The organism is Erwinia sp. 2186 (assembly GCF_057812255.1).
In genome coordinates this window covers 359,129-381,618 of the sequence record NZ_CM173824.1, presented here as the reverse complement: position 1 = coordinate 381,618, position 22,490 = coordinate 359,129, and the positions used below count along the sequence as shown (strand labels likewise).

At 56.4% G+C, this 22,490-nt stretch carries 15 protein-coding genes; 2 read left to right on the top strand and 13 right to left on the bottom strand.

Translation table 11 applies throughout. The features are described 5' to 3' along the window. Positions 1-43: 43 nt before the first annotated feature. The 5 genes from malQ to glpE form a co-directional block, all read right to left on the bottom strand. A complete protein-coding gene (gene malQ / locus ACXKZG_RS01700) occupies positions 44-2,152 on the bottom strand; it encodes a 4-alpha-glucanotransferase (protein ID WP_488875615.1) in 2,109 nt (702 codons plus the stop codon). 9 nt (positions 2,153-2,161) lie between these two features. Next, a complete protein-coding gene (gene malP / locus ACXKZG_RS01695; protein ID WP_013204216.1) occupies positions 2,162-4,561 on the bottom strand; it encodes a maltodextrin phosphorylase in 2,400 nt (799 codons plus the stop codon). 170 nt (positions 4,562-4,731) lie between these two features. Continuing rightward, positions 4,732-5,490, bottom strand: a complete 759-nt coding sequence (locus ACXKZG_RS01690; protein ID WP_013204217.1) for a DeoR/GlpR family transcriptional regulator — start codon at positions 5,488-5,490, stop codon at positions 4,732-4,734. A 38-nt stretch (positions 5,491-5,528) separates the two neighbouring features. Then, entirely contained in the window at positions 5,529-6,350 is an 822-nt protein-coding gene (gene glpG / locus ACXKZG_RS01685) for a rhomboid family intramembrane serine protease GlpG (RefSeq protein WP_041692446.1), read from the bottom strand. A 69-nt stretch (positions 6,351-6,419) separates the two neighbouring features. Continuing rightward, entirely contained in the window at positions 6,420-6,749 is a 330-nt protein-coding gene (gene glpE, locus ACXKZG_RS01680; protein WP_013204219.1) for a thiosulfate sulfurtransferase GlpE, read from the bottom strand. Positions 6,750-6,979: 230 nt separating this feature from the next. Between glpE and glpD the strand changes: the two genes are divergently transcribed. Continuing rightward, entirely contained in the window at positions 6,980-8,488 is a 1,509-nt protein-coding gene (gene glpD, locus ACXKZG_RS01675; RefSeq protein WP_013204220.1) for a glycerol-3-phosphate dehydrogenase, read from the top strand. Between the two features lie 77 nt (positions 8,489-8,565). Here the strand turns inward: glpD and glgP are convergent, their stop codons facing one another. From glgP to asd, 6 genes are all read right to left on the bottom strand, one after another. Further along, positions 8,566-11,013 (bottom strand): glycogen phosphorylase, encoded by a 2,448-nt coding sequence (glgP, locus tag ACXKZG_RS01670; protein ID WP_013204221.1) that lies wholly within the window; start codon positions 11,011-11,013, stop codon positions 8,566-8,568. A gap of 19 nt (positions 11,014-11,032) precedes the next feature. After that, on the bottom strand, positions 11,033-12,466 hold the full coding sequence (gene glgA, locus ACXKZG_RS01665; RefSeq protein ID WP_013204222.1) for a glycogen synthase GlgA: 1,434 nt from the start codon (positions 12,464-12,466) through the stop codon (positions 11,033-11,035). Between the two features lie 73 nt (positions 12,467-12,539). Next, positions 12,540-13,829 (bottom strand): glucose-1-phosphate adenylyltransferase, encoded by a 1,290-nt coding sequence (gene glgC / locus ACXKZG_RS01660; RefSeq protein ID WP_013204223.1) that lies wholly within the window; start codon positions 13,827-13,829, stop codon positions 12,540-12,542. 12 nt (positions 13,830-13,841) lie between these two features. Beyond that, positions 13,842-15,827 (bottom strand): glycogen debranching protein GlgX, encoded by a 1,986-nt coding sequence (gene glgX, locus ACXKZG_RS01655; protein ID WP_488875614.1) that lies wholly within the window; start codon positions 15,825-15,827, stop codon positions 13,842-13,844. After that, positions 15,827-18,010: a 1,4-alpha-glucan branching enzyme gene (glgB, locus tag ACXKZG_RS01650; RefSeq protein ID WP_013204225.1), complete on the bottom strand. Its 2,184-nt coding sequence runs from the start codon at positions 18,008-18,010 to the stop codon at positions 15,827-15,829. Before glgB ends, glgX begins: the two co-directional genes overlap by 1 nt. A 405-nt stretch (positions 18,011-18,415) precedes the next feature. Beyond that, the gene (gene asd, locus ACXKZG_RS01645; RefSeq protein WP_488875613.1) at positions 18,416-19,525 is read right to left on the bottom strand and encodes an aspartate-semialdehyde dehydrogenase; all 1,110 of its coding nucleotides are present in this window, start codon (positions 19,523-19,525) and stop codon (positions 18,416-18,418) included. A gap of 275 nt (positions 19,526-19,800) precedes the next feature. On the opposite strand from asd, the gene ACXKZG_RS01640 reads away from it, so the two are divergent. Beyond that, a complete protein-coding gene (locus tag ACXKZG_RS01640; protein WP_013204227.1) occupies positions 19,801-20,394 on the top strand; it encodes a YhgN family NAAT transporter in 594 nt (197 codons plus the stop codon). Positions 20,395-20,440: 46 nt separating this feature from the next. On the opposite strand, the gene gntU is transcribed toward ACXKZG_RS01640, so the two are convergent. Both gntU and gntK read right to left on the bottom strand, forming a co-directional pair. Next, positions 20,441-21,781 (bottom strand): gluconate transporter, encoded by a 1,341-nt coding sequence (gene gntU, locus ACXKZG_RS01635; protein ID WP_488875612.1) that lies wholly within the window; start codon positions 21,779-21,781, stop codon positions 20,441-20,443. Between the two features lie 10 nt (positions 21,782-21,791). Continuing rightward, positions 21,792-22,325: a gluconokinase gene (gene gntK, locus ACXKZG_RS01630; RefSeq protein ID WP_053141497.1), complete on the bottom strand. Its 534-nt coding sequence runs from the start codon at positions 22,323-22,325 to the stop codon at positions 21,792-21,794. Between the last annotated feature and the right edge of the window lie 165 nt (positions 22,326-22,490).

Genomic DNA, 22,490 nt, shown 5'->3' with positions numbered 1-22,490 from the left:
GGCATTAACGGGCGGATCCTTCCGCCCGTTTTCATTTCCGGTTTTACTCCCCCGCTTTCTTAACGGATTTCCCGCTTAGCTCACCCGCCTTGCGCCTGCGATTAATATCCTTAATCAGCCGGTTAACCCGCACATCGGCAAACATCTCTTCCAGCGTCATGCTGAGCTTTCTGCGCCAGTTCGGGTATTGATCGGTGGTTCCGGGCACGTTGACCGGCTTATCCATATCCAGCCAGTCCTCCGGTTGCAGTCCCAGCAGCGCACTGTTGCTGTCGGCAATAAATCGCTGCATCCCGCGATTCAACTCCGGGGTCATTTTCATCACGCTGGCTTTCTTGCCGTTGCTTTTAGACAGGCAGCCATATTGATGCAAGGCCGTCAGCAGAGCCTGCTTCTGTCTGGCGCGATCCTGATACAGCCGGTGCAGCACCACTTTGTCCGGGTAGAGCCCAAGCCGTTCCCCTAATACCAGATCGCCGGCATTCCAGAAGCCGCGCAGCGTTGGCAAATCGTGGGTGGTGGCACTCGCCATCGACTGACGGGGCCAGGCGGCGGGTGAACGGTACTGGTCCATATTCTGCTGCTCGAAGTACAGCACCTTCCAGGAGTAGATACCGCCATCTCGCAGCAGTGAGACGATCTCCTTCGGCACCGTGCCCAAATCTTCGCCAATCACCATGCACTGATTGCGCTGGCTCTCCAGTGCGAGGATTGCCAGTAAGTCTTCCACCGGATAGTAAACATAGGCACCGAAGTTGGCGGTTTCACCGTAGGGGATCCACCATAGCCGCAGCATCGACATCACATGATCGATGCGCAGCGCACCGCAGCTGGCCATATTCGCCCGAACCAGGTCGATAAATGGCTGATAGCCTCTGGCTGCCATAACGTGTGGATCCATCGGTGGCAGACCCCAGTTTTGCCCCAGCGGCCCCAGAATATCCGGCGGCGCCCCGACGGAAGCGCCGAGGCAATACAGCTCCGGATCGCACCAGGTTTCCGAACCGCCCTCGGCCACGCCAACCGCCAGGTCACGGTATAAGCCGATCGGCATCTTGCGCTGCTGGCTCAGCTGCCAGCAGGCATCAAACTGCCGGTTTGCCAGCCACTGTAACCACAGCCAGAAGCGGATTTCACTCTCCTGCTGCTGGCAAAACTGCTGCACTTCTTTCGAGTGGGCCTGCTGCAAGGTCTTCGGCCACACGGGCCAGCCCCAACGATCGGGGTTGTCCGCCAGCATAATGCCGTGCAGCGCATCATAGGCCGCCTGCCAGTAGAGGCTGCTACCGCCTTCGGCGATAAAATCCTCAAATTGCACCACGTCGGGATCGCTATTTTTGCGCTGGGTAAAATGCTGCCACGCATGACGCAGCCCGCTGATTTTCAGCTCGCCAACCCGTGCATAATCCACCCAGTCACTTTCACGGGCTTTGGCCAGCTGCTTTTGCGTGCCTTTTTGTTGCCACCAGCGTTGCGCCGCTTTGCCCTGCTGGAAATCCGGCACCTCAGCCACAGCGATATACAGCACGTTCAGCCAGCGCCGGGACGAGGGACTGTACGGGCTGGCGCTTTCCGGGTTCGCGGGATACAGCGAATGGATCGGATTCAGGCCGATAAACGCGCCACCCCGATCGGCCACTTCCGCCAGCAAGCGTTTTAAATCGCCGAAATCCCCCATTCCCCAGTTCTGTTCAGAACGCACGGTATACAGCTGAACGCAGGATCCCCACAGTTTTTTGCCCTGCAGCAACGGCTCAGGTTCATAGCAGCGCTTAGGGGCCACAATGATCCGGCACTGCCACTGCTTTCCAGCCTGCTGAAGATGCAGCTGATGGTAGCCGAAGGCCAGATTGGCCGGCAGCCGGATCGCTTCCCCACCGTTCACCGTTCCGCTGTGTTCCCGCCCGTTCTCCATCATCAGCTGCCACTGATATTCGCCCTTTCCACCGACCGGCAGTTGCAGCAAACGCTTACGAATAAACACTTTGCAGGCCGGTACCGGCCCGGGTTTTTCTTTGTGCTTCCCCGACATCGCCGCCAGCAGACGCTGACGGATGGCCACGCTGACCTCTTCCGCCTCACCACGGGCGTTGATGTATTTTGTGGCGATCCCGGCGGCGGCGGCTTCCTGTTCAAATTTCTTTTTGTCCATTGCGGCTCCTTAGCGCTTCGCCTGCCAGATACGCTGCTGATAATCGCGGATTGAGCGATCGGAACTGAACATCCCGGTACGGGCAGTGTTCAGGATGGTGGCGCGGGTCCAGGCTTCCCGATCGCGCCACAGGGTTTCCACCCGCTTTTGCGCCTCGATATAGCTGTTGAAATCCGCCAGCACCAGCCAGGGATCGCCGCCCTTATCCAGGCTGTGCAGCATCAGGTCGAAGGCATGTTTATCACCATCGCTGAAGAAGCCTTTTTCCAGCTCCTTCAGCAGGCCATCAAGATGCTTATCCTTCTTACGCAGCTTTTTCGGTGAATAGCCGCCCGCTTTCAGCGCCTTCACTTCATACACCGAGTTACCGAAGATAAAGATATTCTCTTCACCGACCTGTTCGGCAATCTCAACGTTTGCCCCATCCAGCGTGCCGATAGTTAACGCGCCGTTCAGCGCCAGTTTCATATTGCCGGTACCGGACGCTTCATAACCGGCAGTGGAGATCTGTTCGGAAAGGTCCGCCGCCGGGATCATCAATTCCGCCGCCGTAATCCGGTAGTCAGGGATAAACACCACTTTCAGCTTGTCGCCTACCAGCGGATCGTTGTTGATTTTCTCCGCCACTTTATTGATGGCGTAGATAATATTTTTGGCGAGGTAGTAACCCGGTGCCGCTTTGGCACCAAACAGGAATACGCGCGGAACAACGTCTTTCTCAGGGTTTTCGCGCAGCGCTTTGTAGCAATGCAGGATGTGCAACAGACCCAGATGCTGGCGTTTGTACTCGTGCAGGCGTTTGATTTGCACATCGAACAGCGCATCCGGGCTGACCACAATGCCGGTCACCCGCTTGATATAGTCGGCCAGCCGCACCTTGTTATCGTGTTTGATCTGGCGATAACGCTTACGGAAGGCTTTATTATCGGCAAAGGGTTCTAGCCCTTTCAGCACATCCAGCTGATTGGCCCATTCGACCTTCAACGTCTCGTCGATCAGCCCGGCCAGCGCCGGGTTACACTGTTTTAGCCAGCGGCGCGGGGTGATGCCGTTGGTGACATTGTGGAATTTGTTCGGCCACAGCTGGTGATACTCGGGGAACAGATCTTTCACCACCAGCTCAGAATGCAGTGCCGCCACGCCGTTAACCGCAAAGCCACCGACCACGCAGAGGTTCGCCATCCGCAGCTGATGGTCGTAGAGCACCGCCAGCTTCTCCCACACCGCCTCTTCGCCAGGCCAGTGCTGCTCCACGACCTTTTTGAAGCGTTTGTTGATCTCGTTGACGATCATAAAATGGCGTGGCAACAGCGTGCGGAACAGTCGTTGATCCCAGCGCTCCAGCGCCTCCGGCATCAAGGTATGGTTGGTGTAAGCGAAGGTTCTGCTGGTGATGGCCCAGGCGTCGTCCCAGCTCATCTGATGATCATCGAGCAAGACGCGCAGCATTTCAGGAATGGCGATGGTGGGATGGGTATCGTTTAGCTGGATCACTTCATAATCCGGCAGCTCGGCGATATGGCGCCCGGCCAGATGATGGCGGCGCAGAATGTCGGCCACCGAGCAGGCACACTGGAAATACTGCTGCATCAGGCGCAGCTGCTTGCCTTCCTGATGGTTATCATTCGGATACAGCACTTTGGTCAGCTTAGCTGCGTCAATCCCCTGCTGTTCAGCCTTGAGGAACTTGCCGTCATTAAATAACGTCAGATCAAAGGGATGCGCATGCGTGGCCTGCCACAGTCGCAGTGGCTGAGTGATGCCGTTGCGATAGCCGGTGACGGGCAGATCCCAGGCCTCACCCCGCAGCGTAAACGCCGGTTCCCAGCGGGAGATACCGCCCTGTTTAACCACTTTACCGCCCAGTCCAACGTTCACATCCAGCGCCGCGTTATGGCGGAACCACGGATAGCTGTTGCGCTGCCAGTCGTCCGGCGCTTCAAACTGCTGGCCGTCAACAAAGGACTGGCGGAACAAGCCGTACTGATAGTTCAGCCCGTAGCCGATTGCCGGTTGTCCCACCGTCGCCATCGAATCGAGATAGCAGGCCGCCAGTCGCCCCAGCCCCCCGTTGCCTAATGCCGGATCGACCTCTTCTTCCAGCAGCTCGCTCAAATCGCACTGGTGCTTAGCCAGGCTGGCTTTGACCTCATCATACCAACCGAGATTCAGCAGGTTATTGCCGGTCAGCCTGCCGATTAAGAATTCCATTGAAATGTAGTTAACGTGGCGCTGTTTCCTGGTCGGTCTGGCCACCGGCAAGGCCGCCAGCATCTCGGCCAGTGCGCCGCTAAGGGCCTGCCACCATTGATGCTGCGTCATTTCACTGGCTGAAGCTAAACCAAGATGTTGCCACTGACGGGTAAGGGCCGCGTCAAAACGCGCCTGATTGAATTTCTGCTGCGACATACCGCTTCCTTATTAAAAGGGAAAAATGGCAAAGTGCAAACCGGCTTACGACTCTTACAGTTAAGACCGGAACAGAATAAATTGCTCGTTGAGGGAAAGATAAACTTGATACAAAAGAAGAAAGGAGAAAAGCGCGCGGCATCCTTGCCACAGTGTGCAGAGCCCGGGCGTTAGCACAGCTCCAGATGCACTTCGTGCTGCTCGATGGTCTGCATCACGCTCGGTGGCGGCGTCTCATCGGTAAACAGGTAGTCGATCAGGCTCATATTTCCCAGATTGACCATCGCGTTGCGGCCAAACTTGGAGTGGTCAGCGACCAGCATGACGCAGCGAGAATTTTCAATAATCGCCCGCTTGGTACGCACTTCGTGATAGTCGAAGTCCAGCAGAGAACCGTCCATATCGATGCCGCTGATCCCCAGAATGCCGAAGTCCAGGCGGAACTGAGAGATATAGTCGAGCGTCGCCTCACCCATAATGCCGCCATCACGGGTACGCACTTCGCCACCGGCAACGATCAGACTGAAATCGGGTTTCGACATCAGCAGCATCGCGACATTCAGGTTGTTGGTTACCACCCGCAGATTGCTGTGATTCAGCAACGCGTGCGCCACCGCTTCCGGCGTGGTGCCGATATCAATGAACAGCGACGCGCCGTCAGGGATCTGGCTGGCAACGCGCTGAGCAATACGCGCTTTTTCGGCCGACCACATCATCTTACGATCCTGCCAGGCGGTATTTTCCGAACTGGATGGCAGGGCAGCCCCGCCGTGATGACGTTGAATTTTATTCTGTTCTGCCAGGTCGTTCAGGTCGCGACGGATGGTTTGTGGGCTGACGGCAAAATGATCCACCAGCTCTTCCGTACTGACATATCCCTGACGACGCACTAATTCGATAATGGCGTCATGACGTTGCGTTTGCTTCACAAAACTCTCCTGTCCAGGCGTCCCTGCTGATGAATGCTTTAGGATCTTTTAACGTGTCGGGTATCAACAAATGCCATGGCCAGACCGACCAACAGGCCGGTAACGTGCGCGGCGTTGGCAATAGACAAGCCAAACCAGCCCATGTAGCCCACCACCAGCCAGACGACCGCGAAGGCCATCAGCCCACGTTCAAGGTAGATGCCACTTTGCGGGTCGCGCTCGCCTCTCAGCCACGCGTAGCCCATCAGGGCATAGACGGCGCCAGACAGGCCACCAAACATCACCCCACTGTATTTGGACTGCATCCAGCCACTGAGCAGCGCCGAGATCAGCAGGATGACAAACAGCTTGCCGCTGCCCAGCCTTTTTTCCACCGCGCCGCCCAGATACCACCACCACATCAGGTTAAAGGTGATGTGCAGGATCGAGAAGTGCAGCAGCGCATGGGTGAACCAGCGCCACAACTCAAAGTGCTGGTCCGCATCAGGCCAGGCCAGCAGGCTCATGACCGTCTGGTCGCCAAAAATCTGCATCAGCACAAAGACCACGATGCACATCACCATCACGGACAGCGTGAGCGGTCCGGCGCGCTCACGGATATTGGCCAACAGTGAGGAGCCCTGATAATGAATGCCGGACGAGGTGCTGCCTGAATGCCAGCTCGCCGCCTGATAGCGCGGGTGGTTCGGGTCGCGAATAAACTGGCTAAGTTCGTTTTCGACCAGATTGACTTTCGAATCATCATCCAGCCAAACCGTATAATGGTTATCGTGCTCCACCCGCAACTGGATGCCACGGGTTGCCATATAGTCCACAAAGGCTTGCGCCATGCGGGGGTTGGAGAATTCAGTGATGCGCATCATCGCCGTCGAAAGTCCCTGTTAATTAAAACGAAAGAACAGTATACCGCACTGTTTGAAGAGGGTCAGTTAAAGCGCAACGGCTTCCACCTGCTGCGGGAACACCACACGCCAGGCTTCAAAACCCCCATCAACGCTGAACACCTGATTAAATCCCTGGTTCAACAGATACTGCGCGGCACTTTTACTGCTGATGCCGTGATAGCACATCACCAGCACCGGCGTGTCGACATCCGACTGCGCGATAAAACCGGGCAGCGACTCATTGGTCAGATGAAAGGCCCCGCTGGCATGCGCGGCGGCATAACTCTGCGGATCGCGGATATCAACCAGCAGCGCGTTGTTGTCGGTCATCTGTGCCTGTGCCTGCTGCACGCTGATGCACTCAAATTGTTCCATGGTGGGTTCTCGTCAAAGTCAGACAAATCAGCCTTATTGTAACGCGAAGGTTGCCTGGAATAACCCGATATGTTGCAGGGTTAAGCGGCTTTTCCTTGCTCAATTATGTTACCTGCATCACGCATAAATGTTTTTATTCGGTTAACGCTGGCATCAATGTGCGAATACGATTATTATAATGCTCGAAAACGAACATTTAAGAACTATTCCGAACATCGGGGGAAGATGACGTGGAAACCAAAGATTTGATCGTAATCGGCGGCGGCATCAACGGCGCTGGCATTGCGGCTGATGCTGCAGGACGCGGCCTGTCTGTGCTGATGCTGGAAGCGCAAGATTTGGCCTGCGCGACCTCTTCCGCCAGCTCCAAACTTATCCACGGTGGCCTGCGCTACCTGGAGCATTACGAATTCCGTCTGGTCAGCGAAGCGCTGGCAGAACGTGAAGTGCTGTTGAAGATGGCACCGCACATCGCTTTCCCAATGCGTTTCCGTCTGCCGCACCGTCCGCATCTGCGTCCGGCGTGGATGATCCGCATCGGTCTGTTTATGTATGACCATCTGGGCAAACGCACCAGCCTGCCGGGCAGCAAAAGCTTGCGTTTTGGCTCAGATTCGGTACTGAAGCCTGAAATCGTGCGCGGTTTCGAATATTCCGACTGCTGGGTGGACGATGCGCGCCTGGTTGTGCTGAATGCGCAGGAAGTTGAGAAGCGCGGTGGCGAAGTCCGCACCCGCACCAAAGTGACCCGCGCATGGCGTGAAAATGGCCTGTGGATGGTTGAAGCCGAAGATATCGACAGCGGCAAAACCTTCACCTGGCGTGCCAAAGGTCTGGTCAATGCCGCTGGCCCATGGGTTAAGCAGCTGTTTGATGATGGCCTGAAGCTGAAATCGCCATACGGTATTCGCCTGATCAAGGGCAGCCACATCGTGGTGCCACGCGTGCATACGCAGAAACAGGCTTACATTCTGCAGAACGAAGATAACCGTATCGTGTTTGTGATCCCGTGGATGGACGAATTCTCGATCATCGGCACCACCGACGTGGAATACAAAGGCGATCCGAAAAACGTCCATATCGACGACAACGAGACCGAATACCTGCTGAAAGTGTTCAACGGCCACTTTAAGAAGTCGCTGAGCAAAGAGGATATCGTCTGGTCTTACTCCGGCGTGCGTCCACTGTGCGATGACGAATCTGATTCACCGCAGGCGATCACCCGCGATTACACGCTCGACGTGCGCGATGATAACGGCCAGGCACCGTTGCTCTCTGTCTTTGGCGGCAAGCTCACCACTTACCGTAAGCTGGCTGAGCACGCGATGGAGAAATTGTCGAAGTACTATCCGAAAGCGGGTCCGGCCTGGACCAAAACCTGCGTGCTGCCAGGCGGAGATATTGCCGGTACGCGTGAAGATTACGCCGCCAGTCTGCGTCGCCGTTATCCGTTTATTACTGAAGGGATGGCCCGTCACTACGCCCGGACTTACGGTAGCAATACCGAGAAGCTGTTAAGCGGCGCGACCAGCCTGGAAGAGTTGGGCGAGCTGTTTGGTCACCACTTCTATGAAGCCGAACTGCGTTATCTGGTGGAAAACGAGTGGGTGCGTGAGCAGGATGATGCCCTGTGGCGCAGGACCAAAATCGGTATGTGGCTGAACGATGAGCAACGCGCCCGCGTTGGCGAATGGCTGGCTCAGCACGCGAAGAAACCGGCGCTGTCACTGGCTTCCTGATTCATCCCGTCGACGTAAAGAAAAGGGGCAGAATGATTATTCTGCCCCTTTTACATTTCAGCTTTTAACGCGCGGGATTACAACCGTACCGGTTTGATCCCCCAAATCTCGTCAGCGTATTCCTGAATCGTCCGGTCCGAGGAGAAGTAGCCCATATTGGCGATGTTCAGCAGCGCCTTGCGGGTCCACTCATCCGGGTGACGATAAAGCGCATCCACCTTATCCTGGGTATCAACATAGCTGCGATAGTCGGCCAGCAGCTGGTAATGGTCGCCCAGATTGACCAGCGAATCGAACAGATTACGGTAGCGGCCCGGTTCCTGAGGACTGAAGGTGCCGGTGGCGATTTGCGTCAGCGCCTGATGCAGTTCCGCATCCTGCTCGTAAATCTTGTGCGCGCTATAGCCATTCTTGCGCAGCGCTTCGACCTGCGGCGTAGTGTTACCGAAGATAAACATATTCTCCTCGCCCACGTGCTCCAGCATCTCGACATTGGCACCATCCAGCGTGCCGATGGTCAGCGCGCCGTTCAGCGCAAATTTCATATTACTGGTGCCGGACGCTTCGGTCCCCGCCAGTGAAATCTGTTCCGAGAGATCTGCCGCCGGAATGATGATCTGCGCCAGACTGACGCTGTAGTTAGGCACAAAAACCACCTTCAGCCGGTTTCTCACCAGCGGATCGTTGTTAATGACCTTCGCCACATCGTTGATCAGGTGGATGATATGCTTCGCGGTGTAGTAAGCCGAGGCAGCCTTACCGGCAAAGATATTAACGCGCGGCACCCAGTCAGCATCAGGATCCTCTTTGATGCGGTTATAGCGGGTGATCACATGCAGTACGTTCAGCAGCTGACGCTTATATTCGTGGATGCGCTTGATCTGCACGTCAAACAGCGCGTGCGGATCGATAACCACCCCCATTTTCTGCGCAATATAGTCGGCCAGCCGCTTTTTGTTGTGCAGCTTGGCATCGCTGATCTGCGCCAGGAAGCTGGGGTAATCGATATGCTGCTTCAGCTCATCCAGCTGGCTCAGCTCGGTACGCCAGGTGCGGCCAATCGCCTCATCCAGTACGCCGGAGAGTTCAGGATTCGCCAGCGCCAGCCAGCGACGCGGGGTCACGCCGTTGGTTTTATTGCAGAAACGGCCAGGGAACAGCGCGGCAAAATCCGCAAACAGCGACTGCACCATCAGATTGGAGTGCAGCTCAGAAACGCCGTTCACCTTGTGGCTGACCACCACCGCCAGCCACGCCATACGAATTTTTCGGCCGTTGTTCTCATCAATGATCGAAATGCGTGACTGCAGATCCCAGTCGTCCGGGTAGTAATCCTGAATGGTTTTCAGGAAGTAATCGTTAATATCAAAGATGATTTGCAGATGGCGCGGCAGGATCTTGCCGATCATATCGACCGGCCAGGTCTCCAGCGCTTCGGTCATCAGCGTGTGGTTGGTATAGGAGAACACCTGACAGGTGACTTCAAACGCATCATCCCAGCTGAACTTATGCTCATCGATCAGCAGGCGCATCAGTTCCGGGATCGCCAGCACCGGGTGAGTGTCATTCAGGTGAATGGCAATCTTGTCGGCGAGGTTATCGAAGGTTTGATGCATCCGCCAGTGGCGGCTGAGGATATCCTGCACCGTGGCCGAGACAAGGAAATACTCCTGACGCAGCCGCAGTTCCCGGCCAGAATAGGTCGAGTCATCGGGATAGAGCACGCGGGACACGTTTTCCGAATGGTTCTTATCTTCCACTGCCGCAAAGTAATCGCCCTGGTTGAATTTCCCCAGATTGATTTCATTACTGGCCTGCGCTGACCACAGGCGCAGGGTGTTAGTGGCATCGGTGTCATAGCCCGGGATAATCTGGTCGTAGGCCATCGCCTGCACTTCTTCGGTTTCCAGCCAGCGCGATCGGCTGCCTTCCAGCTGGATACGTCCGCCGAAGCGCACTTTGTAGCGGGTGTTAAAGCGCTGGAACTCCCAGGGATTACCGTATTCCAGCCAGTAGTCCGGGGACTCGGCCTGGCGACCATCAATGATATTTTGCTTGAACATGCCGTAGTCGTAGCGAATGCCATAGCCGCGGCCAGGCAATCCTAACGTGGCAAGGGAATCCAGGAAGCACGCAGCCAGTCGGCCTAAACCACCGTTCCCCAAACCCGGATCGCTCTCTTCTTCAATCAGGTCTTCCAGATTGAAGCCCATCTCCTCCAGCGCGGCCTGAGCATCATCGTACATGCCCATCGCCAGCAGCGCGTTGGAAAGGGTTCTGCCTACCAGAAACTCCATCGACAGGTAATACACCTGCCGCACATCCTGGGAAAGCTGCGCGCGGTTGGAACGCAGCCAACGCTCAACCATCCGATCCCTGACCGCCAGCAGCGTGGCATTCAGCCATTCATGCTTGTTGGCAATCGAGGGATCTTTACCGATGGTAAACATCAATTTATAGGCAATCGAGTGCTTCAGCGCATCGACGCTGAGCGTGGGAGCGGTATAGGTGAAAGGTGCGTTCATATCAAAATTCCCATAGCCATTACAACAGTCGTTGATAGAGATCGCGGTAGGCCACAGCGGCCACCTGCCAGCTAAAATCCATCCCCATCGCCTGACGCTGCACGTAGCGCCAAAGTGAAGGACGGGACCACAGTACAAAAGCACGGCGGATAGCCCTCAGTAAAGACCAGGCATTGCTGTCCTCAAAAACAAATCCGCTGGCCATGCCATCGGCGAGGTTTTCCAGCGAACTGTCATTGACCGTATCCGCCAGTCCACCGGTGCGCCGGACCAGCGGTAAGGTGCCGTATTTCAGGCCGTACAGCTGGGTCAGTCCACAGGGTTCAAAACGGCTCGGGACCATAATCACGTCGGCACCGCCCATAATGCGGTGGGAGAATGCTTCATGATAGCCAATCTGTACACCCACCTGGCCCGGATATTCGGCCGCCGCCGCAAGAAATCCTTGTTGCAGTACGGCATCTCCGGCGCCCAGTAATACCAGCTGTCCGCCCTGCTCCAGCAGGCCAGGCAAGGCTTCCAGCACCAGATCCAATCCTTTCTGTTTGGTCAGCCGGCTGACCACCGCAAAGACCGGGACCTTGTCATCAATCTTCAGGCCCATGGTGATCTGCAGCTGGCGTTTGTTCTCGACCTTGGCATCCAGCACATCGCGGTTATAGCGCGCGTTAAGCAGCAGGTCTTGCGCCGGGTCCCAGATGGCCGGATCGACCCCGTTGAGGATCCCGGTCAGCCGGCCCTCAAGCTGTCGCTGCTTCAGCAGATCTTCCATGCCGTAACCATACTCCGGCAGGGTGATCTCCCGGGCGTAAGTAGGACTGACGGCGGTAATATGGTCAGCATAAAACAGGCCGGCCTTCAGGTAAGAAATCTGCCCGAAGAACTCCAGCCCGAACATGTTGAAGAATGACCAGGGTAACTGGATGTCATCCATATGCTTGGCGGCAAACAATCCCTGATATGCCAGATTATGGACAGTAAATACCGATTTTGCTGGACGGCCACGAGCCGCCAGATAGGCGCAGGTTAGCCCGGCATGCCAGTCATGCGCATGGACCACCTCAGGTCGCCAGTAAGGATCCAGCCCACAGGCCAGTTCACAGCCAATCCAGCCCAGCAGCGCAAAGCGGAGATAGTTATCCGTATACGCGAACTGTGACTCGTCGTGATAAGGGCTGCCGGGTCTGTCATACAAACCCGGCGCATCTATCAGGTAAATCCCTACGCCATCAAACTGCCCATAGAGCAGCTCCACGTAGCCCGCGAACGTTTGCAGCCTTGCCACGACCTCTGTGTCCGGGATCCCTTTCTTTAAATCAGGGAAGCCTGGAAGCAGGACTCTGGTATCAATGCCTTCTGCAATTTGCGCCGCCGGTAATGCCCCAACAACATCAGCAAGCCCGCCGGTTTTAAGCAGCGGGAAAATTTCTGAACAGACATGTAAAACCTGCATTATCGGCTCCTTTACGGTGTGCTGACGCGGTCCTCCGCATCAAAAACCTTGCCCAGACTGAACTGCTTCTTAGTTAACTGCGCCAGCCCAATTTGGCCAGCATGGATCGCGTCACCAGTACGATCCCCTCTTCGGAACGGTAAAAACGCCGCGCATCGTCATCGGGATTTTCACCGATTACCGTACCCTCCGGCAGCTCGCAGGCTCGGTCAATCACACAGCGGCGCAGGCGACAGGATCGCCCCACGACCACATCCGGCGAGAGAACTGAGGATTCGATATTGCAGAAAGAGTTGATTCGAACGCGGGAGAACAGCACCGAATTCACCACCACCGAGCCGGAAATAATGCACCCGCCCGACACCAGCGAATTCATGGTCATACCGTGACTGCCTGAGCGATCCTGCACAAATTTCGCCGGGGGAAGCGGCTCCATATGGGTGCGGATCGGCCAGTCGCGGTCATACATATCTAACTCTGGCGTCACCGAGGCCAGATCGAGGTTGGCTTTCCAGTAAGCTTCCAGAGTTCCCACATCGCGCCAGTAAGGCGGCGCGGTCTCATCACTTTGCACGCAGGAGATGCTGAAGGAGTGCGCCAGCGCCTCACCGGTGGAGACAATCTGCGGCAGAATGTCTTTACCAAAGTCATGATTGGATTCGGGATTTTTAAGGTCTTCTTCCAGCAACTCATAGAGATAGTCTGCGGTAAACGCATAGATCCCCATGCTGGCCAGCGCCTGCGTTTTATCGCCCGGCATATGCGGCGGATCGGCCGGTTTTTCGAGGAATTCCACTACCCGGCTTTCATCGTTAACCGCCATGACGCCGAACGCGCTGGCTTCTTCGATCGGCACAGGCAGACAGGCGATGGTGCATTTGGCGTCATTTTCCACATGGTCCAGCAACATCCGCGAGTAATCCATTTTGTAGATATGGTCACCCGCGAGGATCACGATGTACTTCGCCTGATAACGACGAATAATATCGAGATTCTGCGTGACCGCATCCGCCGTCCCGCGATACCAGTGTTCCGTTGCCTGACGTTGCTGCGCAGGCAGCAGGTCGACAAACTCGTTCATCTCCTCGTTGAGGAAAGACCAGCCACGCTGGATATGCTGCACCAGCGTGTGGGATTGATACTGGGTGATCACCGCGATCCGCCGGATCCCGGAGTTCAGGCAGTTCGACAGCGCAAAGTCGATAATGCGAAATTTGCCGCCGAAGTGGACAGCAGGTTTTGCACGTTTCGCGGTGAGATCTTTCAACCGGGTACCGCGTCCACCGGCAAGGATGAGGGCTACAGTTTGTGTCGGCAATTGTCTTGCCAGCATCAGGGGATCGTTCTTCTCTAATTTGATCATGTCTGACTCCTGTTATGATTGCTTTTGGAACACGCACACACCGTGGGCTGGTCCATGCCAGACAGTTATAAGGATCGGGTTATCATCCCCGGCGAAGGGTGGAATGGCATGCCATTCCCCTTGAGGCAGTTGTAAATCGCACACTTCTTCGGTGGCGTTAAACGTAATTAACCAGTTCTGAGACAGGCGAATTTGCAGACGATGCGCCCCGTTTCGCCACTCCTCAACGCTCAACGGCTGACCCGTGGGCCCCAGCCACTCAACGTTTCCATCCCCTTCCTGCCACCAGCTATCGCTCTGCAGCGCAGGGATCTTGCTGCGCAGATGGATTAAGGCGGCAGTGAAGTTAAACAGCCCACTGTCATTGTTTTCCCAGTTAAGCCAGGTCAACTCGTTATCCTGACAGTAGGCGTTATTGTTGCCGTGCTGGCTGTGGCTGTGCTCGTCACCCGCTAACAGCATCGGTGTGCCTTGCGCCAGTAACAGCGTGGTCAGCATGGCGTGCACGCTGCGGCGGCGATGTTCAGCCACCAGCAACGGCGCGTTCAGCCCTTCCACACCGTGGTTGTGGCTGAAATTGCTGTTGTTGCCATCGCGGTTATCTTCACCGTTGGCTTCGTTATGTTTGTCGTTGTAGCAAACCACATCGCACAGGGTGAAACCGTCATGGGCGGTGATCAGATTGATGCTGGCCGACGGCAATCGCCCAGGCTGTTGGAACACGTCGCTGGACGCAGCAAAACGCTTCACCAACTCGCCATTGGAGATGTCGCCATACAGCCAGTAACGGCGCACAACGTCGCGGAAATGGTCATTCCATTCGGCAAACGGCGGCGGGAAGTTTCCCACCTGGTAACCGCCTGGCCCGATATCCCAGGGCTCAGCAATCAGCTTGCAGGCCGATAACAGGGGGTCGGCCTGGATTGCCTGGAACATCTCCGCATCGCGCTGGTATTCCGGCGTACGGCCTAAGATGGTGGCGAGATCGAAGCGGAAGCCATCGACGTGGCACTCCTCCACCCAGTAACGCAGGCAGTCCAGCGTCCAGGTCATCACTTTCGGATGGCTGATGTTCAGCGTGTTGCCACAGCCGGTCCAGTTCTGGTAGCCACCCTGATCGTCGAGCCAGTAATAGCTTTTATTATCGACACCGCGTTTGGACAGCGTCGGGCCGGTCTCTTCCAGCTCGGCGGTGTGGTTAAACACCACGTCGAGGATCACTTCGATGCCCGCCGCATGCAGCGCCTTCACCGCCTGCTGGAACTCATCGCGCGGATGCACCCCGTTAACGCCGGAGGCATAACGCGCATCCAGTGCATAAGGCGCCAGCGGGTTGTAGCCCCAATAATTGGTCAGCCCAAGGCGCAGCAAACGCGGCTCGTGAGCAAAATACGCCACCGGTAACAGCTCCAGGCTGGTGATGCCGAGGCGCTTGAAATAGCTGATCATCACCGGATGGCCCAGCGCCGCATAGGTACCCTGGATCTCCGCAGGAATATCCGGATGGCACTTGGTCAGCCCACGAACGTGTGCTTCATAAATGACGGTCGAGCCCCAGGGCACGCGCGGTGGCTGGTCATCTTCCCAGTCAAAATCATTGGCCAACACCACGCTTTTTGGCGCCACTGCCGCGCTGTCTTCGCAATTCATCTCCGTTTCACCGCACTGGAAACGCGGGTCGTCGGTGACTTCGCCTTCCACTTCGCGGGCACAGGGATCGACCAGTAATTTGTTGGGATTGAAGCGGTGTCCGGCGTCGGGCTGCCAGGGGCCATACACCCGGTAGCCATAGCGCTGGCCGGGTTTTATCGCCGGCAGATAGCCATGCCAGATATCGCCGGTATGTCCCGGTAAATCCACGCGTGTTTCCTGGCCCTGCTCGTCAAACAGACAGAGCACCACGCGCTCTGCATGCTGTGAGAACAGCGTAAAGTTCACGCCTTTGCCGTCGTAATCAGCGCCGGAAGGCGTGGCTTTGCCAGGAAGCACGGGGCTCATCACGCCTCCCTCGCCAGCCAGACGGTGGACAGCGGCGGCAAGGTCATGCTCACCGAGTGTTCACGATTGTGGCTGGGCTGCGGATCGCTGTGGATTGCGCCCTGATTACCGGCATTGCTGCCGTGATAATGGCTGGAGTCGGTGTTGAGCACTTCCCGCCAGCTGCCCGCGCCGGTGACGCCAAAGCGGTAGTTCTCACGGGTGACCGGCGTAAAGTTGCTGACAACCATCAGCTCGTTGCCCTCGCGATCGCGGCGCACAAAGACAAACACCGAATTTTCGAAATCGTCCACCACCAGCCATTCGAAGCCCATCGGGTCGAAGTCGAGCTGATAGAGCGCGGGATGGGCACGGTAGGTGTGGTTTAAATCGCGTACCAGCCGCTGCACGCCGTTATGCCAGTTGTCGTGCCCTTCCAGCAGATGCCAGTCGAGGCTGACGTCATGGTTCCACTCTTTGCCCTGCGCAAACTCGTTGCCCATAAACAGCAGCTTTTTGCCGGGGAAGCCGAACATCCAGCCGTAGTAAGCACGCAGGTTGGCGAATTTTTGCCAGGCATCGCCCGGCATGCGGTCCAGAATCGATTTCTTGCCGTGAACCACCTCATCGTGCGACAGCGGCAGCACAAAGTTTTCGGTGGAGTTATAGAGCATGCCAAAGGTCAGGTTGTTGTGGTGATGCTTGCGATGCACCGGATCCAGCTTCATATAATCCAGCGTGTCGTGCATCCAGCCCAGATTCCACTTGTACCAGAAGCCCAGACCGCCCATTTCCGGCGGACGTGAGACGCCAGGGAAATCGGTCGACTCTTCGGCCACCGTCACCGAACCCGGTGCGGCGGAGCCCAGCGTGCGGTTGGTGTAGCGCAGGAAGGCGATAGCTTCCAGATTCTCTCTGCCGCCCAGGTGGTTAGGCACCCATTCCCCTTCGGCACGGCTGTAATCGCGGTAGATCATTGACGCCACCGCATCGACGCGCAGCCCGTCAATGCCGAAGCGCTCAATCCAGTACAGGGCGTTGCCCGCCAGATAATTGCTGACCTCGCGGCGGCCGAAGTTGTAAATCAGCGTGTTCCAGTCCTGATGGTAGCCTTCGCGCGGATCGCCGTGCTCGTACAGCTCGGTGCCATCAAATTTGGCCAGGGCAAAGTCATCGGAAGGGAAATGGCCGGGCACCCAGTCGAGCAGCACGTTCAGCCCGGCTTCATGCGCCGCGGCAACGAAGTTGCGAAAGTCATCACGGGTACCAAAACGCCGGGTTGGCGCGTACATGCCGGTCGGCTGATAGCCCCAACTGCCATCGAACGGATGTTCGTTAATCGGCATCAGCTCAAGGTGGGTGAAGCCCATCTCTTTGGCATAGGGCACCAGCTGTTCGGCCAGCTCTTTGTAGCTCAGCCAGAAATTGTTATCGGTGTGCCGACGCCATGACCCCAGATGCACCTCATAAATCGAGATCGGTTGGTCAAAATCATTGGCGCGACGACGGGCCTCCGGCATCTCGGTTTTCGGGGGTATCCCACAAATCATCGAGGCACTGTCCGGCCGCATCTGCGCTTCAAATGCATAGGGATCGGCCTTCAGCCGCAGCTGACCGTGCAGATCGATAATTTCGAATTTATACAGCTGCCCGTGGATCGCGCCGGGAACAAACAGCTCCCAGACGCCAATCTCCTGGCGAAAACGCATCGGATGGCGACGGCCATCCCAGAAGTTGAAATCACCCACAACCGAGACGCGCTGGGCATTCGGCGCCCAGACGGAGAAGCGCGTGCCGATAACGCCATCAATCACGTCCGCATGGGCACCCATAGTTTCGTACGGGCGAAGGTGCGTGCCTTCAGCCAACAGCCAGCTGTCCATTTCCGCCAGCAGTGGACCAAAGCGGTAGGCATCATCAATCAGGTTTTGCTGACCATGCCAGGTGACGGCCAGCTGGTAGCGGAAGGGGTTTTTACGTCGTGGAACCACGCCGTGGAAAAAACCACGAGAGTCCAGACATTCAAGCTGAGCGCATTTGCGCCCGGTATTGGTTTCAATCACCCAGACTTCGGTTGCATCAGGTAGCATTGCCCGTACTTCGAGGCCGCTCTCGGTCTGATGCATACCAAGAAACGAAAATGGGTCTGCATAGTGGCCGGAAATTAATTCATTAATAAGCCGACGATCCGTAAGCTCGGACATGACTTTCTTCCCTTGATGGTTGGCAGGCAATCTCTTGTTACCCCGAAAAGGCAACGAATGCTCTGCTCTTTATTGAACCAAAAGCACGCTGACCGGAAAGGTAGCCATCCAGTGCGAAAACCGCCGCAGCGTGCGACAACTTCATCAGATAAGGTAAAGCGTTTCGGGCCGTGTCCCGCAAGCAGTCCCGGCCCGTTATGTTTCAATGATATTTTTAAGCATAGCCAGGGCGCGGCTAAAGCCAGCACCGAAAACATAAAAATATGCCTTTCAGATCAAACTTTCGGAGATTGGTGACGGACAAGTCGGAAAACGCGGGAGGGAAAGCGCAGCAGGAGGCGGATTGCAAATAAAACACCCCGCTGCCAGAGGCGAACGGGGTGTGGGTAACGCGGCGTTTAAGGCTTAACCAACCAGCAGACGCAGCATGCGACGCAGAGGCTCAGCGGCACCCCACAGCAGCTGATCGCCGACGGTGAAGGCAGACAGATATTCCGGCCCCATATTCAGCTTACGCAGACGTCCTACCGGCGTTTTCAGCGTGCCGGTCACCGCAGCAGGCGTCAGCTCACGCATGGTCAGCTCGCGATCGTTTGGCACCACGTGGACCCAGTCGTTATGGGAAGCCAACAGCTGCTCCACTTCTTGCAGCGGCACGTCTTTTTTCAGTTTCAGCGTGAAGGCCTGGCTGTGACAGCGCAGCGCACCAACGCGAACGCACAGTCCGTCGACCGGGATCACGCTGGCTGGCTGCAGAATTTTGTTGGTTTCGGCCTGGCCCTTCCACTCTTCCCGGCTCTGACCATTTTCCAGCTGCTTGTCGATCCACGGGATCAGGCTGCCAGCCAGGGGGACGCCAAAGTTATCGGTCGGCAGCACGCCGCTGCGGCCCATCTCGGTCACTTTACGCTCGATGTCGAGGATCGCAGAGGCCGGGTTCTGCAGCTCTTTCGCCACGTGGTCATGCAGCATGCCCATCTGCGTCAGCAGTTCACGCATATGGCGTGCGCCGCCGCCGGAGGCCGCCTGATAGGTGGCCACTGAAGCCCACTCCACCAGGTTGTTAGCAAACAGGCCACCCAGCGACATCAGCATCAGGCTGACGGTACAGTTACCGCCGGCGAAGGTTTTGATGCCTTTCTCCAGGCCCTGATGGATAACGTTATGGTTGACCGGATCAAGGATAATCAGCGCATCGTCGTTCATACGCAGGGTGGAAGCGGCATCAATCCAGTAACCCTGCCAGCCGGCAGCACGCAGTTTTGGATAGATTTCAGTGGTATAGTCGCCACCCTGACAGGTAATAATAATATCCAGGGCTTTCAGCGCCTCGATATTGAAGGCATCCTGCAAGGTTCCGGCAGACTGCCCGCCAAACTCAGGGGCCGGCTGGCCGTGCTGAGAAGTCGAGAAAAAGACCGGGCGGATCACGTCGAAGTCACGTTCTTCTACCATGCGCTGCATAAGAACGGATCCAACCATGCCACGCCAACCGATAAGTCCTACTGATTTCATGATGCACCTGCTGCAGACCACTGGCTTGCCCGGCCAGTCAATGGCGGGGGGAGAGTAGACCTGACCTGTTAAAGTTATAAGAAAGAAGTATGGTTAACACCTTACAAAATGCTGCAAAAGTGGCAAGTGAATTAAATCGATTATCGGCAAATTTTTAGCAATATCGCTAATATACCCGTAATAATTCAGCAAACGGGCAGGCGGATAGCGCCAGACCTGTCGGCTGGAAAATGCAGGGTATTGGCCGCTAACGGCGCTTAACAGAGATGGATACGATGACTGAAATGATCTCAGCAACGATATTATTGTTGCTTATTATGGATCCGCTGGGCAATTTGCCGATTTTTATGTCGGTTTTGAAGCATCTGGAGCCTAAACGTCGACGGGTGGTGTTGATTCGCGAAATGCTGATCGCGCTGGTGATCATGCTGCTGTTTCTGTTTGCCGGCGAGAAAATACTCGCCTTCCTGAATCTGCGCACGGAAACGGTGTCGATTTCCGGCGGCATCATTCTTTTTCTGATCGCCATTAAAATGATCTTCCCTTCCCATGAAAGTAGCAGCAGCGGATTGCCTGCCGGCGAAGAACCCTTCCTGGTGCCGCTGGCCATTCCGCTGGTGGCAGGCCCGTCGCTGCTGGCCACCCTGATGCTGCTGTCGCATCAGTATCCCGATCAGATGACGCATTTGGTCGGGGCACTAATGATTGCCTGGGGCGCAACGGTATTTATCCTGCTGATGTCCGGCGTATTTTTACGGCTGCTGGGGGAGAAAGGCGTTAACGCGCTGGAAAGGCTGATGGGCTTGATTCTGATTATGCTGGCGACCCAGATGTTCCTCGATGGTATCCGGGCCTATCTGAAGATTTAAACAAAAAGGGCGCTCACTGAGCGCCCTTCTGCTATTCAGCTGCCCATCAGGACAGCAGCTCGAAGGCAATCATGCCGACGATAGCGCCGACGGTCCCCAGAATGGTTTCCATCATCGTCCAGGTTTTCAGCGTCTGGGCTTCCGTTGCGCCGGTAAAGCGGCCGAACAACCAGAAACCGGCGTCGTTGACGTGGCTGAAGATAATCGAACCCCCGGCGATACAGATCGACAGCGCTGCCATCTGCGCGCCTGAATAATGCAGCGGCTCAATCACCGGCATAATCAGGCCAACCGTGGTCAGGCAGGCAACCGTTGCTGAACCCTGAATGATGCGCACCGCACCGGCCAGAATAAAGCACGCCAGCGCCACCGGCAGACCCGCGCCGGTCAGCGTGTTACCCAGTGCCGGGCCGACGCCCGAATCCACCAGCACCTGCTTGAACACGCCACCGGCACCAATCACAAGCAGGATAATCCCGGCAGGTTGCAGCGCGCTGCCGCAAATCTGCATCACCCGCTCTTTATCCATCCCCTGACGGTACGCCAGGCCATAAATCGCCACCAGGCACGCCAGCAGAATGGCGATAAACGGATGGCCAATAAACTCCAGCCACTCGTACAGACGCGTGCCGGGATCGGTAAAGCGGGCACCAATGGTTTTCAGTCCCACCAGCACCAGCGGGAACAGGATCAGCGACAGGCTGAAGCCAAACGAGGGTAGCTTGCTCTCATCAAAGTCCGGATGGGTGGTTTCGGTGGGCAGCGTGAAGGTCACGTGACGGCTGATAAAGTTACCGAACAGCGGACCGGCAATCAGCATGCTTGGGATCGCCGCGCACACGCCCAGCAGGATCATCCAGCCAAAGTCGACGTGCATTTGCGAGGCCAGCAGCATCGGCGCAGGGCCGGGGATCAGAAAGGCCGCGGACGCCGCCACGCCGGCAAACAGCGGAATAACCAGCTTCACCAGGTTGTCGTTGGTCCGACGCGCCACGGCAAAGGCAATACTTATCAGCAGTACGATCGCCACTTCAAAGAACAGCGGCAGCGCGCAGATTAAACCGGCCACGCCCATCGCATAATGCGCGCGGCTCTGGCCAAAGGTCTTCAGCATCTTGATGGCGATCTGATCGACCGCGCCCGTTTCATGCAGAATTTTGCCGAACATTGCCCCCAGCGCAACCACAATCGCGAGGAAGCCCAGCGTACCGCCCATGCCTTTCTGCATGGTGTCCGCAATTTTATCGAGCGGCATACCGGAGAAGATCCCGGCCCCGACAGAAACTAACATCAGAGCGACAAAGGCGTGCATACGCGCTTTCATCACCAGGAACAGCAGCAGTAAAACAGAACCCGCTGCGGTCAAAACCAGTGTTGCAGTAGCCATTACATCCAACTTATTTTTTTATCGCGCCTTCGATAGTGGTAATGGTCGCAGCCACAACCTCATCCAGCGTCTGATTAATGTCCACGACCAGCACATCGCGCTCATCAGTGCCCGGCTCTTCCAGCGTGGAAAACTGGGTGACCAGCATTTGCGGCTTGAAGAAGTGCCCTTTGCGCGCGCGCAGACGGGATTCAATGGTGTCGAAATCGCCCTGCAGATAGACGAAGGACAGGTTGTCGTTGCCTTTGCGCAGGATGTCGCGGTAACTCTTTTTCAGCGCCGAGCAGACAATCAGCGAGATGTCGTTGGTGCGCTGCATGGCGAACGCCGCATCGTTGATCGCTTCCAGCCAGGGTTTACGGTCATCATCATTGAGCGGATGGCCTTCAGACATTTTCTCGATGTTGGCGCGAGGATGAAGAAAATCCCCATCAAGGAACGCCGCCTTCAACTGGTGTGCAACGGCGTTGGCAACAGCTGATTTGCCGCTTCCGGATACGCCCATCAACACGAACACGTGATTGGACGAAGGGGATGTTTTCATTATTTATGCTCCGGCAGAGAAGTCTATGGAGATGGCCGTTCTGGGTCAGCCCAACTTGTTATCGGTAACATTGTCTGGACGGCCGTCCGCTATGGCAACAGCTGGGGAGGAAAAAGCTGGTAAATGTGAAGTAGCTCAAAAAAATGACAGTTTCAGAGTGATGGC